Genomic DNA, 18,962 nt, shown 5'->3' on the forward strand with positions numbered 1-18,962 from the left:
TTGGAACCCCGAGAGTGTTTCCCTCGTCGCAGTCCGCTGGTCGGACAGCAGTCACCGGTACGTGGCATTCCGGTCACCGCGGTTCGCTGTCCCGCCCGCCCCGGTCCGCCCCTCGAAACGCGGCGGCGCCCGGCCCCGGCCCTCCCGTAGATTGCACACGTCACGGAAGTGCGTACGCGAGATCACACAGCGGCATAGGGGAATCAGGTGTCAGGGGCAAGTCAGGGCGCCAGGCAGCCGGTGGCGGACGCCCGCCGGATCGTCGTGAAGGTCGGATCGTCCTCGCTGACCACCGCCGCCGGCGGAATCGACGCCGACCGCGTCGACGCCCTGGTGGATGTCCTCGCCAAGACCCGTGGCGGCGGCGAGCGGGAGATCGTCCTGGTCTCCTCCGGCGCCATCGCCGCCGGACTCGCCCCGCTCGGACTGCGCCGCCGCCCCCGCGACCTCGCCCGCCAGCAGGCCGCCGCCAGCGTCGGCCAGGGCCTGCTCATGGCCCGCTACACGGCCTCCTTCGCCCGGTACGGCGTCCGCGTCGGGCAGGTCCTGCTCACCACCGACGACACCAGCCGCCGCGCCCACCACCGCAACGCCTCGCGCACCCTCGACCAGCTCCTCGCCATGGGCGCGCTGCCCGTGGTCAACGAGAACGACACCGTCGCCACCGACGAGATCCGCTTCGGCGACAACGACCGCCTGGCCGCCCTCGTCGCCCATCTCGTCCACGCCGACCTGCTCGTCCTGCTCTCCGACATCGACGGTCTCTACGACGGCGACCCGACGAGACCCGGCAGCGCCCTGATCGCCGAGGTACGCGGACCCGCCGACCTCGACGGCATCGAGATCGGCAGCACGAGCAAGGCGGGCGTCGGCACCGGGGGCATGGTCACCAAGGTCGAGGCCGCGCGGATCGCCGCCGCCGCCGGTGTCCCCGTCGTCCTCACCTCCGCCGTGCACGCCGCCGACGCCATGGCCGGCCGCGACACCGGCACGTACTTCCACACCACCGGGCGCCGCTCCGCCGACCGGCTGCTCTGGCTCCAGCACGCCTCGACCCCGCGCGGCTCCCTCACCCTCGACGACGGCGCCGTCCGCGCGGTCGTCGAGCGCCGCAAGTCGCTGCTGCCCGCCGGAATCGCCTCCGTGGAGGGCGACTTCACCGCCGGCGACCCCGTCGAACTGCGGGACACCCGGGGCCACGCGGTCGCCCGGGGCCTCGTCAACTTCGACGCCAAGGAGATCCCGCTGCTGATCGGACGCTCCACCCACGAACTGGCGCGCGAACTGGGCCCGGCGTATGAGCGCGAGGTCGTACACCGGGACGATTTGGTACTCCTGCACCCATAGCCTCCGAAACGGCCGCGCCACGGCGTGAGCCGGGCCCGCCCCAGCGGTGGACGTTCTGCAAAAGCGCCCCCGAGGACACCAATGGCCTGCTCAACTTTGTTGCAGGGAATTGGCACAACCATTGCGTAAAGGAGGCCGTCGTGAGACGAGTACGCCAGGGGGCGGCGTCCCGCGGTGGAAGGACCTCCCACGCTCTTCAGGCGGTGGGGGAGGAGCGTGTCCTGACGAGCGTCGCGGCCGGGGACACGTACGACGGTGAGGACACCGACGACGCCCCGCGGCTGTGGCATGTGACGCTCAGCGTCTCGGGCGCCGAAGCCCCGCTGAAGGAGGTCAGGCGCGGCCTCGAACAGCTCGCCCACGATCACCCCTTCCTACTGACCAGCAGATACGCGAACGATCACGCCGAGATCCGGTACTGGGAAGAGGCCCGCGACCTGCACGACGCCGCCGCCGTCGCGCTGCGGCTGTGGGGCGAGCACCGCCAGACCGCCCAGCTCCCGCCCTGGGAGATCGTCGGTCTCGAAGTGATCGACCGCGAGACCTACCACCATCGGATCGCCGAGGGGTACGGCCCGCTCCCGGCGACACCCGTGGGCGTCCACCCGTACTGACCGCGCCCCGGGCCGCCCCGGCGGGTGTCCAGCCTTCCGACATCCGTCTCGGGGTGTGGGACAGCGGCGGACCGTCCTACGGCGTCGCATTACGCTTCCCGCATGACGTCGCTCCCGCCCATCTCCGCCGCCTCGCCGTACGACAACATGTCCGAGGTCGCCCGCGCCGCCTACCGCGCACGGGCCGCCGCCGCCGACATCGCGCCGCTGCCGAGGGCCACCAAGGACGACGCGCTGCTCGCCATCGCGGACGCGCTGGAGGTCCGTACCCGGGAAATCGTCGAGGCCAACGCGCGGGACATCGCCAAGGCCCGCGAGGCCGGCACCGCCGAGGCGATCATCGACCGGCTCACGCTCACGCCCGAGCGGGTCCGCGCCATCGCGTCCGACGTACGGGACGTGGTCGCGCTGCCCGACCCGGTCGGCGAGGTCGTCCGCGGCTCGACCCTGCCCAACGGCATCGACCTGCGCCAGGTCCGCGTACCGCTCGGCGTCGTCGGGATCATCTACGAGGCCCGGCCCAACGTCACCGTCGACGCCGCCGCCCTCTGCCTCAAGTCCGGCAACGCGGTCCTGCTGCGCGGCTCGTCATCGGCATTCGAGTCCAACACCGCGCTCGTGAGGGTGCTGCGGGACGCCATCGGCGGCGCCGGGCTGCCCGCCGACGCGATCCAGCTCGTCCCCGGCGAGAGCCGGGAGTCCGTCCGCGAACTGATGCGCGCCCGCGGCCTGGTCGACGTCCTCATCCCGCGCGGCGGCGCCTCGCTGATCCGCACGGTCGTCGAGGAGTCCACGGTCCCCGTCATCGAGACCGGCACCGGCAACTGCCATGTCTACGTCGACGCGCGGGCCGACCTCGACATGGCCGTCGCCATCCTGATCAACTCCAAGGCGCAGCGGCCCAGCGTCTGCAACGCCGCCGAGACCCTTCTCGTGCACCGCGACATCGCCGACGCGTTCGTGCCCCGCGCCCTCGACGCGCTCGCCGAGGCCGGGGTCACCGTCCACGCCGACGCCCGGATCCAGGCGTACGCCGAGGGCTCCAAGGCCACCGTCGTGGAGGCGACCGCCGAGGACTGGGACACCGAGTACCTGTCGTACGACATCGCCGCCGCCGTGGTCGACTCCCTCGACAAGGCGGTCGAGCACATCCGGCTGTGGTCCTCCGGACACACCGAGGCCATCGTCACCACCTCGCAGCAGGCCGCCCGCCGATTCACCCAATTGGTCGATTCCACGACGGTCGCTGTGAATGCCTCGACCCGGTTCACGGACGGCGGACAGTTCGGCTTCGGCGCCGAGATCGGGATCTCGACGCAGAAGCTGCACGCCCGGGGGCCCATGGGGCTGCCGGAGCTGACGAGCACCAAGTACATCGTCACGGGTGACGGGCACATCCGCGGCTGACACCACCGGTTCGGCGGGCCCGGTGGACCGCCGGGAACCGCCCGATGCGGGGTAGGACGAATGCCCGGACCGTCTGCCCAAATTGCCCCCTCCGGGCTACTCTGGAGGGGTGCCGGACGACGTGGGGGGCACGCCGTTCCCGGACGGCAGGGAGCCCGACGACGACCACGACCGCGGGGGCGCGGACGAAGAGTTCGCCTCCGTGGTCTTCGACGAGGAGTTCGTCAGGTCCGCGCGCATCCACGAGCCCACCGCGGTCGAGCGGCTGCTGGCCGCTGCCGAGGCCCGCGCGGAGGCGTCCGAGGCGGAGGCCCGCAGGGCACGCGCCCGGGGCGCGGGACGCGACGACGAGTACCCCGAGGGCTTCGGCCCCGACGACGTCAGCCCGTACGGCCATGAGCACGGCTTCGACGACGACCTGTACGACCCGGACCTCGTCGAGGACCGCTACGCGAGGCACGGCGGCTCCCTGGTCCACGCCCGCTGGCACCGTCCCGTGGCCTGGCTGCTCGCCCTGGTGATGGGCGTCGGCATGGTCGCCCTGGCCTTCGCCGCGGTCTACCGGGGCGCCTCGTCGGGCCGCCAGGACCAGGTCCCGCCCCCGGCCAGTACCGAGGTCGAGCAGAACGCACCGGGAATCCCTTCGGCGGGCGGATCCGCCGGATCCGCCGACTCCTCGCCGTCACCGGTGCCCGCCGTACCGCGTACGCCCTGACCACCGCCCCACCGGTCCCTCGCCTGGCGCGAACCTGGTGCGAACCTGACAGAACTTGTCGCGTTCCCCCGCGTTTACCCGGACGCCCTGAGACCTACTCTGAAGGTATGAGCGGGCCAGGAGACCCACCGCAGGGGACACCCGAGGGCGCTCCCGGTGGAAACGACGACGAGTACCGATCCGTCGTGTTCGACGAGTCGTTCGTACGCGCCGCGCGGCTCCAGGAGTACTCCGCCCAGGAGCGCGTCACCGACCACACCCCCGCCGTCCGGCGCCGCCCCGTCCTGGGCCGCGCTCTGTCCCGGCAGGCACTGATCCTGGTCCTGCTGATCGCCGTCGCCTTCGGCACCGCGATCTACCTCGGTGTACGCCAGCCGTACCAGACGCCGCTCGCCAAGCCCGCCGAACCGCTGCGGATCACCGTCATCCCGCTCGCGCCGACCTCGCCGGTGCCCGGCGGCAGCGCGGACGATCTGGTCGCGCACAGCCCCGCCGCGCAGTTCCGGATCGGCGGCAACGGCGTCACCCTGCCGGCGTCCCGCCCGACCGCGCACTTCTCGGAGGGCCAGGTCATCACCGCCCTGACCACCGCCAAGGACTACCTGGTCGAGTCCTCGCTCGACCCGGACGTCCTCACCGGCAGCGCCCTGCGGCCCGTACGGCTGCTGCTCGACCCCCAGCAGCTCGACCAGTTCGACCAGAGCTTCACCCGGCCCGCCTCCGACGGACGGCACGCCCCCACCGGCTGGCTGGTCCGCTTCGACCCGTCACAGGCCGTGCTCGCCGACACCAAGATCCGCGTCGAGGGCACCCTGCGCGTCACCGAGACGAACGCGGACACCCTGGAGGTGACCTCGGACCACACCTTCGTCTACGCGCTGCGCCCCACCGGCAGCGATCCCTCGGCGAAGGCGTCCCTGTTCACCGTCCGCCGCGAGCTGCTGTTCCGGTTCGACCGCGACGACCTGCGGATGCACCAGGCCGAGATGGTCAGCTCCTATGTCCAGGCCGGGCCGCTCGCCTGCTCCACCGACTCCGTCGACCGGCTGCACCCGCTGCTCGCCGGGCAGTCCGCCAAGGCGGGCGGCCCGGCCGGCACGGATCCGTACGCGACCGGGAGCGCGACAAATCTGTGCGGGACGCTGGCCGCTAGCGCTCAGCCGAGCCTTCCCCCGTCCCGTTAGTCCCATCACTCCCGTTGGCGCCCTTGCCGCCGTCGCTGCCGCCGCTCCCGCTGTCGCTGCCGCCGGAACCCGAGCCTCCGAAGTTGCCGAACTTGCTGCGCACCCGGCCGCCGAGGTCCCCGGCGCCGCCCGCGATGTCCGTGACCAGCTTCATCAGCGGGTCCTTCGAGGTACGGACGTCACTCGCGTAGGCCGACGCCGACTGCCGGAACGAGTCCGTGACCGAGGTGTCCTTGTCCTGGTCGCGGCGCGGGTAGTGACCGTCCATGATCCGCTGGAAGTCACGGGTCGCGGCCCACTTCTTCAGCTCGGCGGCCCGCACGGTGGTGAACGGATGCGTACGCGGCAGCACATTCAGGATCTTCAGTACGGAGTCCCGCAGATCACCGCCCGCCTCGTACTCGTCGGCCTGCGCGAGGAACGCGTCCACGTTCATCTCGTGCAGATGGTTCCCGCCCGCGATCTTCATCAGGCCCCGCATCGACGCCTGGAGGTCCTGGCCCACCAACAGCCCCGCACGGTCCGCCGACAGCTCCGACTTGCGGAACCACTCGCGCAGCGCCGTCACGATCGCCATGATCGCGACATTGCCGAGCGGGATCCACGCCACCCGCAGCGCCAGGTTGGTGAGGAACAGCAGTATCGTCCGGTACACCGCGTGCCCGGACAGGGCGTGCCCCACCTCGTGCCCGACGACCGCCCGCATCTCCTCCTCGTCGAGCAGCTCCACCAGACCCGTCGTCACCACGATGATCGGCTCGTCCAGACCGATGCACATCGCGTTCGGGTGCGGGTCCTGGTTGACGTACATCGGCGGGACCTTCTCCAGGTCCAGGATCTGACACGCGTCCTTCAACATGTCGTTGAGATGCGTGAACTGCGCGTCCGAGACCCGTACCGAGTCCGACAGGAACAGCAGCCGCAGACTCCGCTCCGGCAGTAGCGCGCTGAGCGCCTTGAAGACGGTGTCGAAGCCGGTGAGCTTGCGCAGCGCCACGAGCGCCGAACGGTCGGCCGGGTGTTCGTAGGTCCGGGACGAGATCCCCGGGAAGCGCCGGCGCTGCCTGCTCGGCGCGGAGTCCCGCGACTCGGTGTCCTGCGGCCCGTTGTCCTGCGGCTCGGGCTGTTCGGTGCCGTTGCCGTTGCTGTCGTCGGTCATGACGCCCCCATGTCTGCGTTGTCGTCCGGCCGGGCCGGCCGCCCCCGAAGTCGAGTCCAGACTAGGCGGAGATACCGTGACAGGGCAGCACACGGAAGGAGTCGAGGGTGATGGAGCAGTTCACCGCGTCCGCGTGGATCACGGAATCGGCGAAGGCGGCGGACCAGGGGCCGGGCAACCTGCTCCGGGTGGTCCTGCTGGTCTCGGTGGTGGGTATCGGACTGGTGGCGTGGTTCCTGCTGAGGGGTTACGGCAACAAGTAATCGTCCTCGGGCACCCCCGTACCGAGCCGCCCGCCAGGGCCCCGCATACGATGACCCGTAGTTGCCCGTAGTTGCCCCATCCCACCTCCGGATAGGTCCTGCCGAAGATGAGCCTCCACAGCACCGCAGCCCAGCTGGTCAGCCTCGCCGCCGAGGGCGAGAAGGGCGGCAACCACGACAGCCTCAGCCCGTACCTCACCGGCGGCGGCGCCCTCGTGGCGCTGCTGTTGCTCCTGTGGGTGACCACCCGCTTCAACCGGGACCGCTGAAACCCCGCCGAACGGGCCGGTAGGGTCTGCACGCATGGGAGAGCAGGACATGCCTACCGGCCCGGCCATAGGTCCCGCGAGCACGGGCAAACGCCGCCTCGGCGTCATGGGCGGAACGTTCGACCCGATCCACCACGGGCACCTCGTGGCGGCCAGTGAGGTCGCCGCGCAGTTCCACCTGGACCAGGTCGTCTTCGTCCCGACCGGGCAGCCCTGGCAGAAGAGCGAGGTCCAGGTCTCCCCGGCCGAGGACCGCTATCTGATGACGGTCATCGCGACCGCCGAGAACCCGCAGTTCTCGGTCAGCCGTATCGACCTCGACCGCGGCGGACCGACGTACACGACGGACACGCTGCGCGAGCTACGCGCGATGAACCCGGACACGGACCTCTTCTTCATCACGGGCGCCGACGCCCTCGGCCAGATCCTGACCTGGCGTTACACCGAAGAGCTGTTCTCCCTTGCGCACTTCATCGGGGTCACCCGACCCGGACACACCCTGACCGACCCGGGACTGCCCGCGGGGGGTGTCTCCTTCGTCGAGGTTCCCGCGCTGGCCATCTCCTCCACAGATTGCCGTGCGAGGGTCGCGGCCGGCGCACCGGTCTGGTATCTGGTGCCGGACGGCGTGGTCCGCTACATCGACAAGCGCGAGCTGTACCGCGGCGAGTGAGCCGAGAGGGGCACCTGTGAACGATCGATACGACGGATATACGGGCGACCAGTACGAGCTTGTCGGCTACGACGAGTTCGGACAGCCCGTGTACCGCCAGGTGCCACCGCCCCAGGCCCAACAGCCACCCCAACAGCCGGAGTACGGGGGGTACGGGAACCAGCAGGGCTACGGATACGACCCGTACGGCACGGGACAGCAGCCCGTGGTGCCTCCGTACGACGGCTACGGGACGTACGACCCGTACGGGCAGGGGCAGGGGCAGGGGCAGGGACAGGGGCACGGTCAGGGGCAGGGCGGTCAGGAGGGGCCCGGCACCGGGACCATGCCCGCGTACGACCCCTACGGTCAGGCCGCCGGGACCGGGCAGCAGCCGCGGGTCGCCGAGCAGACCGCGTACATCCCGCAGCAGAACGCTCCGCACGAGTCCGAGTACCGGACGGATCCCGGGCGCGGGCCCGACCTCGGGCCCGAGCCCGACGCCGGTCCCGGGGAGCCCCGCGACTACCGCACCGAACAGTTCGCCTTCGTCGAGGAGCCCGACGGCGACTCCGAAGACGTCATCGACTGGCTCCAGTTCACCGAGAACCGGACCGAGCGCCGCGAGGAGGCCAAGCGCCGCGCCCGCAGCCGGATAGTCGCCCTGGTCGTGGTCCTTGCGCTGGTCGCAGTCGGCGGTGTCGGCTACCTCTGGTACGCGGACAAGCTGCCCGGTGTCTCCTCGGACAACAAGGCCGGCACCACCGACGCCACCGGCCCGCAGAACCGTGACGTGATCGTCGTCCATCTGCACAACACCAAGAAGAAGGGCACCTCCACGGCCCTCCTGGTCAACAACACGACCACCAAACAGGGCAGTACGGTCCTGTTGCCCAACGCGCTCGCCGTCACCGACGACAACGGCACCGCGACGACGCTCGGCAAGTCCGTGGACGACGACGGCTCGACCGGCACCCGGGACTCGATCGACACCCTCCTCGGCACCGACATCGAGGGCACCTGGCGGCTCGACACCCCGTATCTGAACAACCTCGTCGAACTCGTCGGCAACATCGACATCGACACCGACACCGACGTGCCCGCCGACAAGGCCAAGAAGGGCGAAGCGCCGCTGGTGAAGAAGGGCGAGCAGCAGACCCTCAGCGGCCCGATGGCCGTCGCGTACGCCACCTACCGCGCGCCCGACGAGTCGGAGAACGCCCAGCTCACCCGCTTCGGACAGGTCATGCAGGGCGTTCTGCGCAAGCTGTCGTCCGACGCGGGCGCCGCGACCACCACGGTCCAGTCGCTGGCGCAGATCCTCGACCCGTCGCTCAAGGAGAAGGACCTCGGCGCCTTCCTGGCCAAGCTCGCCGACCGAGCCAAGGGCGGCGACTACAAGACCGCACTCCTGCCGGTACAGGCGGACGGCATCCTGACCGCGCAGGCCACCGCCAGTGTCGTCAAGGACGTGCTCGGCGGTACCGTTAAAAGTCCCGAGAAGGGCGCGGCCGTACGTGTCGGCATCCGCAATGCCACCGGCGGCAAGAGCGCCACCGAGTCCGCGCGGATCATCCTGGTCAACGGCGGCTACACATTCGTCGACGCGGGTACCGGGACGTCCGCGCAGACGGCGACCCAGGTCACGTACGGGGACACGGCGCGCAAGCAGGACGCCGTCGAGGTCGCCAAGACGCTCGGTCTGCCGACATCGGCGGTCAAGAAGGGCGAGCCGGCGGCCAACGCCGACGTCTCGGTGGTACTCGGCCAGGACTTCAAGCCAGAGTAGCCGGGGCGGGACGGGTCGGAGCCGACCGGGCCGGGCTGGAGCGGGTCGGAGCAGTCGAGCGGCAGCGGATCCGTGGCGGGGTGTAATCGTTCGGTTGACGTCAGCGGTCCGTGAGACCCTTGGGGCGTACTGCCCGCCGAACGAAAGCCGCGTAGTGACCGCCACGGACCGCTCTCTTGAGCTGATCAGCACCGCCGCCCAGGCGGCGGCCGACAAGCTCGCGCACGACATCATCGCCTACGACGTCAGCGACGTCCTGTCGATCACGGACGCCTTCCTGCTGGCCTCCGCGCCCAACGACCGTCAGGTCAAGTCCATCGTCGACGAGATCGAGGAGCGGCTGAACAAGGAGCTGGGGGTCAAGCCCGTCCGCCGCGAGGGCGACCGCGAGGCCCGCTGGGTGCTCCTGGACTACGTCGACATCGTGGTCCACGTCCAGCACACCGAGGAGCGGGTCTTCTACGCGCTGGAGCGCCTCTGGAAGGACTGCCCCGAGCTGGACCTGCCCGCCGACGCGAAGGCGACCCGCGGCAAGGGCGCGGAGCACGTCCGGCGCGAACAGGCCGCCGACGAGGCCCTGGAGATGCGGGAACTGGGTGGTGAGCTGCGTTGAGCAGCGCCCCTGACCGGCCTCAGGCCGGCGCCGGTACCGCTGTGCAGGCGGCTTCCACGCCCGCGCAGCGGTCCGGCAAGGGCCGCCGCGTCATCCTGTGGCGGCACGGCCAGACCGCGTGGAACGTGGAGCGCCGCTTCCAGGGCTCCACGGACATCCCGCTGACCGAGACCGGCCTCGGCCAGGCCCGCCGCGCCGCCCGGCTGCTCGCCTCGCTGCGGCCCGACGCGATCATCGCCTCCGACCTCGAACGGGCCGCGTCGACAGCCGCCGAACTCTCCGCGATCACCGGCCTCGACGTGACGCACGACCAGGGCCTGCGCGAGACCTACGCCGGTGTCTGGCAGGGCCTCACGCACGAGGAGATCATCGAGCGGTACGGCGAGCAGTACGCCGCGTGGAAGCGCGGCGAAGCCGTGCGGCGCGGTGGCGGCGAACTGGAGACCGAGGTCGCCGACCGGGCCGCGCCCGTGGTCCTCAACCATGCCGACAAGCTGCCCGAGGACGGCACCCTCGTCGTCGTCAGCCACGGCGGCGCCATCCGCACCACCATCGGACGGCTCCTCGGCCTCGAAGCCCAGCACTGGGAGAGCCTCGGCGGCCTCTCCAACTGCTGCTGGTCGGTGCTCGGGCGGGGCGCGCGGGGCTGGCGGCTCCTGGAGCACAACGCCGGCACGCTGCCGGAGCCGGTGCTCGGCGACGACGACTGAGCCGCCGTCCAGGGATGCTTGAACGGCGCTTGAGTCCGCCCCGGACGGATTTCACTTTCCGGCGCCACGCAGGCTAAAGTTCTTCTTGTTCGCCCGCCCAGCGGGAGGAACAGAAGGAACACACGGGGCTATAGCTCAGTTGGTAGAGCGCCTGCATGGCATGCAGGAGGTCAGGAGTTCAATTCTCCTTAGCTCCACTCAAGTACCACCCACCAGATCCAGATTCTGGTCACCGATCCCGTCCCTCTCAGGGGCGGGATTTCGTGCGTCACAGGGCCGCGGGATTTCGTGCTTCACGAGGCGGCGGGATTTCGTGCTTCCCGCAGGACCGCCGCCCGCTGCCCGCTCTCCTCGTCGTCCGGGGTGTACGCCACGATCCGGCACTCCGGCATGCCGTTGATCGACAGGGACACCGAGGTCATCCGCAGCTCGCCCACCGTCGCGTGCCGGAACGTCTTCACACGCGGGCCGGGCGGCACCACGGCACCGCTCTCCCACAGCCGTGCGAAGAACGGACTGGCCGCCGACAGCTTCCGCACGAACGTCTCCCACTCGGGCTCGCCCACATGCCGCCCGTACGCCGACCGCAGCGTCGCCACCATCACCGGCAGCTCCGCGTCACGGAACACCAGCGGGCAGTCCGCCTCGGGCACCAGGAACAGCATCCACAGCGCGTTGGGTATCCCGATTTCCAGGGTCCGCGGCACGAAGAACAGGTCGCGATAGGCGGCGTTGGTGGCGAGGATGTCGTACCGCGCGCTGTACACGACCGCCGGATGCGGGTCCAGCGCGTCGATGATGCCCTGGATCTCCGGCCCGGCCGTCCGCGCGCCCACCTCGCGGTCCGGCTCGAACGGCACCTTCGCCAGGTGGCAGAGATGCTCACGCTCCGGCGGATCCAGCCGCAGGGTGCGCGCCACGGCGTCCAGGACCTGCGGCGACGCGTTGATCGGGCGGCCCTGTTCCAACCAGGTGTACCAGGTCACGCCGACGCCCGAGAGCTGCGCGACCTCCTCGCGGCGCAGCCCGGGAGTGCGGCGGCGCGGGCCCGGCGGCATGCCCACGTCCTCGGGTGTCACCCGTGCCCTGCGCCCGCGCAGGAAGGCGGCCAGCTCCGGCCTGCGGCACTGTGTCGTGGCCAAAGTCGTCACATCCCCCATGCTCGGTTCTCTTCCGTCCCGTGTCCCGTTCCTTGACGGGTGCTGTCGGTACCAGCATCGACCGGCTCTCGTTACCCGTACCCGAACGCCCCCACGCTCGGTGCCATGACGACAGCCACCCCGGCGGGATCACCTCCCGCATCCAGTAGAACCCCTGGCACTGACAATCGGCCGGACAGTCGGCCCGGCATCCGGCCCGGACGGCTGCTCGCGGTCGTGCTCGCCGCCCAGTTCATGGCGCTGCTCGACGTGTTCATCGTGAATGTCGCGGCGCCCACCCTGCGGGCCGAACTCCACGCGTCGGGCGCCGCGTTGCAGCTCGTCATCGCGGGCTACACCATCACGTACGCCGTGCTGCTGATCACCGGGGCGCGCCTCGGCGACCGGTACGGACACCGGCGGCTGTACCTCGTGGGGCTCGCGGTGTTCACGCTCGCGTCGCTGGCGTGCGGACTCGCCGGTGGCACCGGCGAGTTGATCGCCTTCCGGCTCGTCCAGGGCGCCGGCTCGGCCCTGATGATCCCGCAGGTGCTCGGCCTCATCCAGCGGACCTTCACCGGCGAGTCCCGGGCCCGCGCGCTGGGCGTGTACGCGGCGGTGCTGTCCACCGGCGCCGCCGCGGGGCAGGTGCTCGGCGGTCTCCTGGTCAGCGCCGATCTGTTCGGCACCGGCTGGCGGCCGGTGTTCCTGGTGAACGTGCCCGTGGGCCTGGTCCTGCTCGCCGTCGGGCGGAAAGTCCTGCCCCGCGACGACAGCCACGCGCGCGGGCGCACGCGCGGCCTCGACCTGCCCGGTCTGATCCTCCTCGGTGGCGCCGTCTCGCTCTTCACGGTCCCGCTGGTACTCGGCCAGGAGTACGACTGGCCCCTGTGGTCCTGGCTGTCACTGGCCGGGTCGGCGGTGCTCCTGGCGCTGTTCCGCGGTTACGAGTCCCGGCTCGCCCGGCGCGGCGGGACCCCGCTCATCGCCCCGCGCGTCCTGCGGCACCCCGGGATGGGCCTCGCGGTGTTCCGGATCCTGACCGTGATGGCGATCAACAGCGGCTTCCTGTTCGCGCTCACCCTGCACTTCCAGGGCGCCCTCGGATACAGCGCCCTGCGCGCGGGGCTCACGTTCGTGCCGACGGCGCTCGTGTTCGGGGCCGTGGGACTGACCTGGCGCCGCTGGCCCGCACGGTGGCAACCGGCCCTGGTCCCCGCCGGGTTCGCGCTCGCGGCCGTCGCCTCCCTCGCCGTCGGGCTGCTGTTGCGGGACGACGGCAACGGCGGTGTGTGGGTGTTCGTGGCGTACGCCGGCGTGGGTGTGGGGCTCGCTCTGGGTTTCAGCCCCACCTTGACGCGGGCATTGGCGACGGTACGTCCCGAGGACGCGGCGGACGCGGGCGGACTGTTGACAACGGTCACCCAGCTCGGTCAGGTGAGCGGTGTCGCGGTCTTCGGAACACTTTTTCTGAACCGGCTTGAGGAAGTTGGGGCTCCGGGGGCGTATACATCAGGAGACGCGCTCCTGGTGTGCGCCTACGCGCTGGCCGCGGCGGGTGTGCTGGGTGCCGTGTCCGGACTGGTACGCATGCGTCGCTGACCGTGGTGGTCCGACCGTGGCAGAATCGGACGGCCGGAAGGGGGCGCGGCCCGACGGGAGGGAGCAGTGATGCCTGCGAGCATCCACGAGGGGCACGACCACCCCCTCGGCGTGGCGGAGCCACGCACGGAAGCCGCTCCTCCAGGATCCCCGTCCCGGACCCTCATCACCTGCCCGTCCTGCGGTTCCGCCCATGTCGCCCAAGTGCTCGGCGACAACGGTGGGATCTCCTACGTGTGCACGGCCTGCGGCCACAGCTGGAGCTGATCGATGGGTGCACACAGGCGAAAGTGCGACTGGTGCGGCGGCGGTACGCCGATCGTCCGCGACATGGAACCGGTGAATCCGGACTACCAGTACTGGTGCGAGGAGTGCGCGCGAGCGCTGATCATAAAAGGCGACCCCATCGAGACGTACCGCGAGCTGGAGGGCGAGCCGATCTACGGGCGGCTGCTCGACGAGCACTGCACGCTGAAGCGTTTCTACTCGTTCGCCACCGCCTGAGGGAGCCGCGAAGGCGGTGCGTCGCCGAGCCGTGGCGTACCCCTGAGGACGCGGAACCCGGCGACCACCAGAAAGGCGCACCCGGTCAGCGCGTACAGCGCCGACAGTGTGAACTGGGGTGCGCTTTGGTGCAGTTCCGGGCGGAGGGGGCCGTGCGGCACCCACCACAGGGCGAACGAGTAGAAGACCGCGGCCGAGACCCACACGGCCGCCCAGTGGGCCGCTCCGCCCCTCCGGCGTGCCTCACGCGCGAGCAGCACCACCATCGGCACGCACCACACCCAGTGGTGCGACCACGACACCGGGCTGACCAGCAGGGCCGTCGTACCGCAGGCGACGGCCGCCCAGGCGCGCTCCCCGCGCAGCGCGGACGCCACCGCCACCGCCAGCCCCGCCGCCCCGACCACGGCCGCCACGAGCAACCACCCGGTACCCGGGTTCCCGCTGTGCAGCAGCCGGGCGAGGACCCCGCGCAGCGACTGGTTCGCGGTCTCCTCGGCGTGCCCGGCCCGGCTCGTATCGAAGATCACCTCGGTCCAGAAACGCCGTGAGTCGTACGGCAGGACAGCGGCCGTCAGCAGGCTCGCGCCGGCGAAGGTGGCGACGGCCACGCACGCGGGGCGCAGCCAGACCCCGGCGGCGCCGCGGAGCGCCGCCCGTACGCCCCCGCCCTGCCGTACGGCCGCTGCGACACCGGTGAGCAGCAGGAACGCGATGAACAGGCCCGGGGTCAGCTTGATCGCCGCCGCGATGCCGATGCCCACGCCCGCGAGAGGGTGCCTCCAGCGGCGGGTCAGGTCCCACAGCACCAGGACCGCGAGCAGCAGGTTGACCTGCCCGTAGCGCAGCGTCCCCCACACCGGCTCGCTCCAGACGGCCACCGCCGCGACCCACCACACGGTCGCCACGCGCGCGTGGCCGACGAGCAGCAGCGAGTAGCGCGCCAGGACGACGACGAGGACGAGGTTTCCCACGGTCGCGAGCGTCCGCATGGTCGACGTGCTCACCAGCGTCAAGGGCGTGAACAACAGCGCGGCGAACGGCGGATAGGTCGCGGGCAGCCCGACCGGCGTGGCCCGCAGCGCGTACAGATCGCCGCCCGCCCGGACGGTCGCACCCTCCGCGCGGTAGACCATCACGTCGATCATCGATACGTCCGCCGCGCGCTGGGCGTACCAGAAGGCCGTGAAGGAGAGCAGACAGGCGACCACGGCGAGGGCCACGCGCGGGCGGACACGGGGGAGGGCGAACAGAGTCACGAACGCTGACAGTACCGCCCGAATCGCCACAGACCGGAAACGATTTGGCGGCGCCCCCGGCCAACCGTGTACTGTTGGCGTCGCCGCCGCGGCAACCGGGCGGAATCGCAACACAAGGGGCTATAGCTCAGTTGGTAGAGCGCCTGCATGGCATGCAGGAGGTCAGGAGTTCAATTCTCCTTAGCTCCACAGCGGTTGAGAGGGCCACCCGTCCGGGTGGCCCTCTTTTCGTGCGCGCCTTTGTGCCCTGTCGGGTACCTGTGCCGCCGCTCAGTCCCGTCCGCTGCCGAGCGCCCTGCGGCCACGGCCGGGCGGCAACACGGGCAGCGACGTCCGCGCGGCGGGCTTCGAGGGGTCCTCCTCCAGGCGCAGCGCGAGAGCGGGACACCGCCGTACCGCGCGCACGGCGCGTGCCTGCGAGTACCTGGGTACCGACGTCTCCGCGACGGACGGGTACCCGTCCGGACCGAGCTGGATCAGCTCCGGGACGATGTCCGCGCACAGCCCGTGCCCCTGGCACAGCGTCCAGTCGACCGCGAGCCGCTGACCGCTCGGCCCGGCGTCCCCGCCCCCTGCGGCGGCCGTCGGCGCCGCCTCGTCCTGGAGCGGCAGCACTCCCTGTACGGGACGGCCGCAGCCGTTGCCCAGGACGTGCGCGGCGAGGTCGTCCGTGAACGCCGACACGGTCGATTCGATGAAGGCCGCCGAACCGTCCGGGTGCTTGCACGCGCCGCGCCGCTTCACCGACTGCGTGATCTGCCGCAGCGCCTCCAGGGCGGCCGGTCCACCGCCGTTCAGGATGTCCTCCAGGCCGCGCGCGGCGGCGGGCAGTCCGAGATAGCAGGGGCCGCACTGTCCGGCGCTCTCGGCGGCCAGCCACTGCGCCACGAGCAGCGCCTCACCGAGGGGGCAGGTGTCCTGCCCGATGGGCAGGATCGCGCCCGCGCCGAGCGCCCCGCCCGCCGCGTCCAACGACGCGCGCGAGACGACGGCGTCGTGCGCGGCCGTCGCGTCCATCCACTTGCCGTGGTAGCCACCCGTCAGTACCCCCTGCGGCAGCGGCGGCGCGCCGGCGAGCTGGAGTACGTATCGCAGCGGAACGCCCGAGGGGACCTCCAGGACCATGGGCCGCGCGACGGCACCGGAGACGGTGAGCATGACGGTGCCCGGCTCGTCCTGGAGCCCGGTGTTGCGGTAGCGGTCGGCGCCGATGCGGGCGGCGATGGCCAGTTGGGCGAAGGTCTCCGCGTTGGAGAGCAGGGTCGGCGCACCGCCCACGCCCGAGTCCGACGCCCGCACCTTGCGGCCGGGCGGCAGTGGGGGACCGCCGTCGGCGGAGCGGATCAGCGCCGACGACTCGCCGGTGACCATGCGCACCGGATTGCGCTGCACGCGCGCGCGGAGGGCCGATCCGCGCCGGTTGGACAGCCCGCGCTCGGTGAGCGCCTGCTGCATCGAGCGCTCCGTCGAGTCACGCGTCACACCGATCACGAGGGTGCGCGCGCCCAGCGCCTCGGCGGCCAGCAGGGCGCCGTCCAGGATGAGATGGGGCGCGCGGTTGATCAGGACGGTGTCCTTGCGGCAGGCCGGCTCGTCCTCGCTGCCGTTGACGACGACCACCGGGCGCACGCCCCTGCGGATCGCCGAGTCGGCCACCGACCGCAGCTTCTTGGCGAACGGGAAACCCGCGCCGCCGCGCCCCTTCAGGGATATCCGCTCGGCGAGCGCCGCCAACTGCTCACCGCCGATGGGTTCGAGCGGTCCGTGGACCTTGAGATGCATGCCCAGGTCGAGCCGCTCCACGAGATCGAAACCCGACGTCAACTGAGGGAGGCCGACCACACGGACCTCGGGGACGTCGGGCAGTGCGCCGTTCACTTGAATCCTCCGGTGGGAGCGTTCCAGGGCTCACCGGAGCTGGGTGCCTGGAAAGGGCCCGGCAGCGGCTCGGTGGCGGGATCGTCGGGGCGGTCGGGTCGTGCGGGAAAGTCGGGGGCCGGATACGCGGACGGGTCGTAGCCGGGCGTGCCGTAGTCGCCAGCGCCGTACGCCGGGGTGCCGTACGCCTGCGTGCCGTAGGTCTGGGCGCCGTAGTTCTGCGTGCCGGGGGCCTGGGTGCCGTAGCCCTGGGTGCCCGCGTAGGGGGTCTCGTCGGCCGGGTCGTACGACGACGGGGGAGCCTCGGCCGGGGGCGGCGGAGAAGGGGCCGGCCAGCGCCCTGTGAGGCCCTCGTCGGCGCGCGGGAGGACTTCGGTGGGCTGGACGTCCGGGGGCGGCTGTGCGGGCGCGTACGAGCTCTGTGCGGCGCGGAAGTCGTCGGGGAAGGTCCCCGGCAACTCCTCGGGGTAAGGGGGCGGGGGCATCGACACCGCGCGGTAGGCCGCCGCCATGCCGAGGCTCGCGCCGGTCTGGCCGGACGGGGCGGAGGGCCGGCGCGGCGCCTCGTACAGGGGCGGGCTCGGCGCGGGCATCCGCGGCACCGGCTGCTCACGCCCGCCGCGCTCGTCGCGCGGCGGCCGGGCGGGCATGGACGGCATCGACGCGGTGTCCCCGCGCGCGGGGACACCCACGCCCGGCAGGGGCATCTCGGCGGTGTCCCGGCGCGGCGGGCGGTCACGGTCGCCGGGGCGTCCGCCGGGCTGGAGCACCGCCAGGATGCGGGCGGCGACCTTCCGCTTCACCGGGAGGGGGGCCGCGCGCAGGGCGATGGCACCGATGACGGCCAGCAGGCACAGGGAGTACATCGTCACGACCCACCCGTTGGCGGGGCGCCCGGCGAACAGCCCGTGCACCAGGGCCGAGCACCACGCGGGGTACGCCAGCGTGTGCACCGCACGCCAGCGGGCCGCGACCGGCGCGGGCGAGGCGAACGCGCTGCGCAGGGCGCCCGTCAGCCCGGTCGTCACCATGAGTAGCGCGGCCAGGGACCCGAAGCCGATCAGGCCCGCCGTGCCGCTCACACCGAGGCTGAAGGGGATCAGGGCGGCCAGCACCGTGGTGTGGTCGAGGGCGATCTTGACGGTGATGTGCAGAAAGAGGAAGGCGATCGAGGCGACCGCGGTCGAGCGGTGGATGGCCTGCCCGATCAGACGCTGCCGGGTACTCAGGAACAGCCGGTCCGAGGCGACGAGACCCCAGATCACCGAGCAGGTGAGCGAGACCAGTGACAGGACTCCCGCGCCGAAGTTCAGGAAGTCGCGGAAACCATCACCTCCGATGAGGACGATCACGGGTATGAGCAACATGACGCCGGCCGCCATACCTCCCCGGGCCCAGGGGCTCGGGGCGCTGTACGGACGGTCTGTGCGACGAGGGTTCATGGGGCGACTCCGAGTGACGCGGCAAAGTGGTCCCGCGGCGGCACTCTAGGTCGCTCCATACTGAGGGGTACGGGCTTTCAGTTATTGCGTTGTTATCAAAGGGCGACATGATCTTGGCGTTGCCCCGATAGGGGTGGGTACGCGGGGGTAATCATTGGCCAACGCTTGTTGTGTGTGACTGCTCACACTGTCGCCACCAATCGTTCACAAATGGGTCGAGGCCGTTCGAAGCGCGTCCTCGCCCGTCGTCCCCGCCTTTGTCTCCGCCGTCGCCCCCGCGCGCGTTCGCGCGCGTTCGCGACCGTTACGGGCCGTACAGGGTCGTCCCCAACTGCGTCGCGACCCGTACGGGCCCTGCGGTACCCTGACGCCATGCGTGCCGTACGCCTTCTGCTTAGCGGGCCGCGCTGATCAGT

Annotated in this window: 19 protein-coding genes and 2 tRNA genes; 16 read left to right on the forward strand and 5 right to left on the reverse strand. The window is 71.3% G+C overall.

What is annotated here, in order from left to right; genetic code table 11:
- Window positions 1–240: 240 nt before the first annotated feature.
- The 5 genes from proB to ACFVT5_RS05510 all read left to right on the forward strand — a co-directional run bounded on the left by proB (window position 241) and on the right by ACFVT5_RS05510 (window position 5,267).
- Window positions 241–1,347: a glutamate 5-kinase gene (proB, locus tag ACFVT5_RS05490; RefSeq protein WP_389882088.1), complete on the forward strand. Its 1,107-nt coding sequence runs from the start codon at window positions 241–243 to the stop codon at window positions 1,345–1,347.
- A 140-nt stretch (window positions 1,348–1,487) separates the two neighbouring features.
- A complete protein-coding gene (locus ACFVT5_RS05495; RefSeq protein ID WP_389881678.1) occupies window positions 1,488–1,961 on the forward strand; it encodes a hypothetical protein in 474 nt (157 codons plus the stop codon).
- Between the two features lie 120 nt (window positions 1,962–2,081).
- Window positions 2,082–3,368 carry a glutamate-5-semialdehyde dehydrogenase gene (locus tag ACFVT5_RS05500; protein WP_389882089.1) on the forward strand — a complete coding sequence of 429 codons (1,287 nt, stop codon included), beginning with the start codon at window positions 2,082–2,084 and terminating at the stop codon, window positions 3,366–3,368.
- Between the two features lie 109 nt (window positions 3,369–3,477).
- Entirely contained in the window at window positions 3,478–4,083 is a 606-nt protein-coding gene (locus ACFVT5_RS05505; protein WP_389881680.1) for a hypothetical protein, read from the forward strand.
- 107 nt (window positions 4,084–4,190) lie between these two features.
- Window positions 4,191–5,267, forward strand: a complete 1,077-nt coding sequence (locus tag ACFVT5_RS05510) for a hypothetical protein (protein ID WP_389881682.1) — start codon at window positions 4,191–4,193, stop codon at window positions 5,265–5,267.
- Here ACFVT5_RS05510 and ACFVT5_RS05515 read toward each other — a convergent pair.
- Complete coding sequence (locus tag ACFVT5_RS05515) at window positions 5,233–6,426, reverse strand: M48 family metallopeptidase (protein WP_389881684.1); 1,194 nt, start codon at window positions 6,424–6,426, stop codon at window positions 5,233–5,235. The two genes, ACFVT5_RS05510 and ACFVT5_RS05515, sit on opposite strands and share 35 nt — an antisense overlap.
- Before the next feature lie 110 nt (window positions 6,427–6,536).
- Between ACFVT5_RS05515 and ACFVT5_RS05520 the strand changes: the two genes are divergently transcribed.
- The 7 genes from ACFVT5_RS05520 (at window position 6,537) to ACFVT5_RS05550 (ending at window position 10,919) form a co-directional block, all read left to right on the forward strand.
- Window positions 6,537–6,689: a hypothetical protein gene (locus tag ACFVT5_RS05520; RefSeq protein ID WP_389881686.1), complete on the forward strand. Its 153-nt coding sequence runs from the start codon at window positions 6,537–6,539 to the stop codon at window positions 6,687–6,689.
- Window positions 6,690–6,796: 107 nt separating this feature from the next.
- The gene (locus ACFVT5_RS05525) at window positions 6,797–6,958 is read left to right on the forward strand and encodes a hypothetical protein (RefSeq protein ID WP_389881688.1); all 162 of its coding nucleotides are present in this window, start codon (window positions 6,797–6,799) and stop codon (window positions 6,956–6,958) included.
- Window positions 6,959–6,992: 34 nt separating this feature from the next.
- Window positions 6,993–7,631 carry a nicotinate-nucleotide adenylyltransferase gene (gene nadD, locus ACFVT5_RS05530; RefSeq protein WP_389881690.1) on the forward strand — a complete coding sequence of 213 codons (639 nt, stop codon included), beginning with the start codon at window positions 6,993–6,995 and terminating at the stop codon, window positions 7,629–7,631.
- A 16-nt stretch (window positions 7,632–7,647) separates the two neighbouring features.
- A complete protein-coding gene (locus tag ACFVT5_RS05535; protein ID WP_389881692.1) occupies window positions 7,648–9,399 on the forward strand; it encodes an LCP family protein in 1,752 nt (583 codons plus the stop codon).
- A 154-nt stretch (window positions 9,400–9,553) separates the two neighbouring features.
- A complete protein-coding gene (rsfS, locus tag ACFVT5_RS05540) occupies window positions 9,554–10,012 on the forward strand; it encodes a ribosome silencing factor (RefSeq protein WP_389881694.1) in 459 nt (152 codons plus the stop codon).
- 41 nt (window positions 10,013–10,053) lie between these two features.
- The gene (locus ACFVT5_RS05545) at window positions 10,054–10,722 is read left to right on the forward strand and encodes a histidine phosphatase family protein (protein WP_389882091.1); all 669 of its coding nucleotides are present in this window, start codon (window positions 10,054–10,056) and stop codon (window positions 10,720–10,722) included.
- A gap of 124 nt (window positions 10,723–10,846) precedes the next feature.
- Window positions 10,847–10,919: transfer RNA gene (locus ACFVT5_RS05550), tRNA-Ala, on the forward strand.
- Between the two features lie 96 nt (window positions 10,920–11,015).
- Here ACFVT5_RS05550 and ACFVT5_RS05555 read toward each other — a convergent pair.
- Complete coding sequence (locus ACFVT5_RS05555; RefSeq protein WP_389881696.1) at window positions 11,016–11,882, reverse strand: helix-turn-helix transcriptional regulator; 867 nt, start codon at window positions 11,880–11,882, stop codon at window positions 11,016–11,018.
- Between the two features lie 105 nt (window positions 11,883–11,987).
- On the opposite strand from ACFVT5_RS05555, the gene ACFVT5_RS05560 reads away from it, so the two are divergent.
- From ACFVT5_RS05560 to ACFVT5_RS05570, 3 genes are all read left to right on the forward strand, one after another.
- Window positions 11,988–13,463, forward strand: a complete 1,476-nt coding sequence (locus ACFVT5_RS05560) for an MFS transporter (RefSeq protein WP_389881698.1) — start codon at window positions 11,988–11,990, stop codon at window positions 13,461–13,463.
- Window positions 13,464–13,532: 69 nt separating this feature from the next.
- Complete coding sequence (locus ACFVT5_RS05565) at window positions 13,533–13,730, forward strand: hypothetical protein (protein WP_389881700.1); 198 nt, start codon at window positions 13,533–13,535, stop codon at window positions 13,728–13,730.
- A 3-nt stretch (window positions 13,731–13,733) separates the two neighbouring features.
- A complete protein-coding gene (locus tag ACFVT5_RS05570) occupies window positions 13,734–13,967 on the forward strand; it encodes a hypothetical protein (RefSeq protein ID WP_255951692.1) in 234 nt (77 codons plus the stop codon).
- Here the strand turns inward: ACFVT5_RS05570 and ACFVT5_RS05575 are convergent.
- Complete coding sequence (locus ACFVT5_RS05575) at window positions 13,946–15,226, reverse strand: glycosyltransferase 87 family protein (RefSeq protein WP_389881702.1); 1,281 nt, start codon at window positions 15,224–15,226, stop codon at window positions 13,946–13,948. The genes ACFVT5_RS05570 and ACFVT5_RS05575 overlap by 22 nt on opposite strands.
- 116 nt (window positions 15,227–15,342) lie before the next feature.
- On the opposite strand from ACFVT5_RS05575, the gene ACFVT5_RS05580 reads away from it, so the two are divergent.
- Window positions 15,343–15,415, forward strand: a tRNA-Ala gene (locus ACFVT5_RS05580).
- A gap of 81 nt (window positions 15,416–15,496) precedes the next feature.
- Here ACFVT5_RS05580 and ACFVT5_RS05585 read toward each other — a convergent pair.
- Together ACFVT5_RS05585 and ACFVT5_RS05590 are read right to left on the reverse strand one after the other, a co-directional pair.
- Window positions 15,497–17,104, reverse strand: coding sequence for an NADH-ubiquinone oxidoreductase-F iron-sulfur binding region domain-containing protein (locus ACFVT5_RS05585; RefSeq protein WP_389881704.1), 1,608 nt, complete (start codon window positions 17,102–17,104; stop codon window positions 15,497–15,499).
- Window positions 17,101–18,471 carry a cytochrome b/b6 domain-containing protein gene (locus ACFVT5_RS05590; protein ID WP_389881706.1) on the reverse strand — a complete coding sequence of 457 codons (1,371 nt, stop codon included), beginning with the start codon at window positions 18,469–18,471 and terminating at the stop codon, window positions 17,101–17,103. The genes ACFVT5_RS05585 and ACFVT5_RS05590 overlap by 4 nt, the downstream gene beginning before the upstream one ends.
- Between the last annotated feature and the right edge of the window lie 491 nt (window positions 18,472–18,962).

Origin of the sequence: Streptomyces sp. NPDC058001 (genome assembly GCF_042886315.1) — a bacterium.
Lineage (GTDB): Bacteria > Actinomycetota > Actinomycetes > Streptomycetales > Streptomycetaceae > Streptomyces.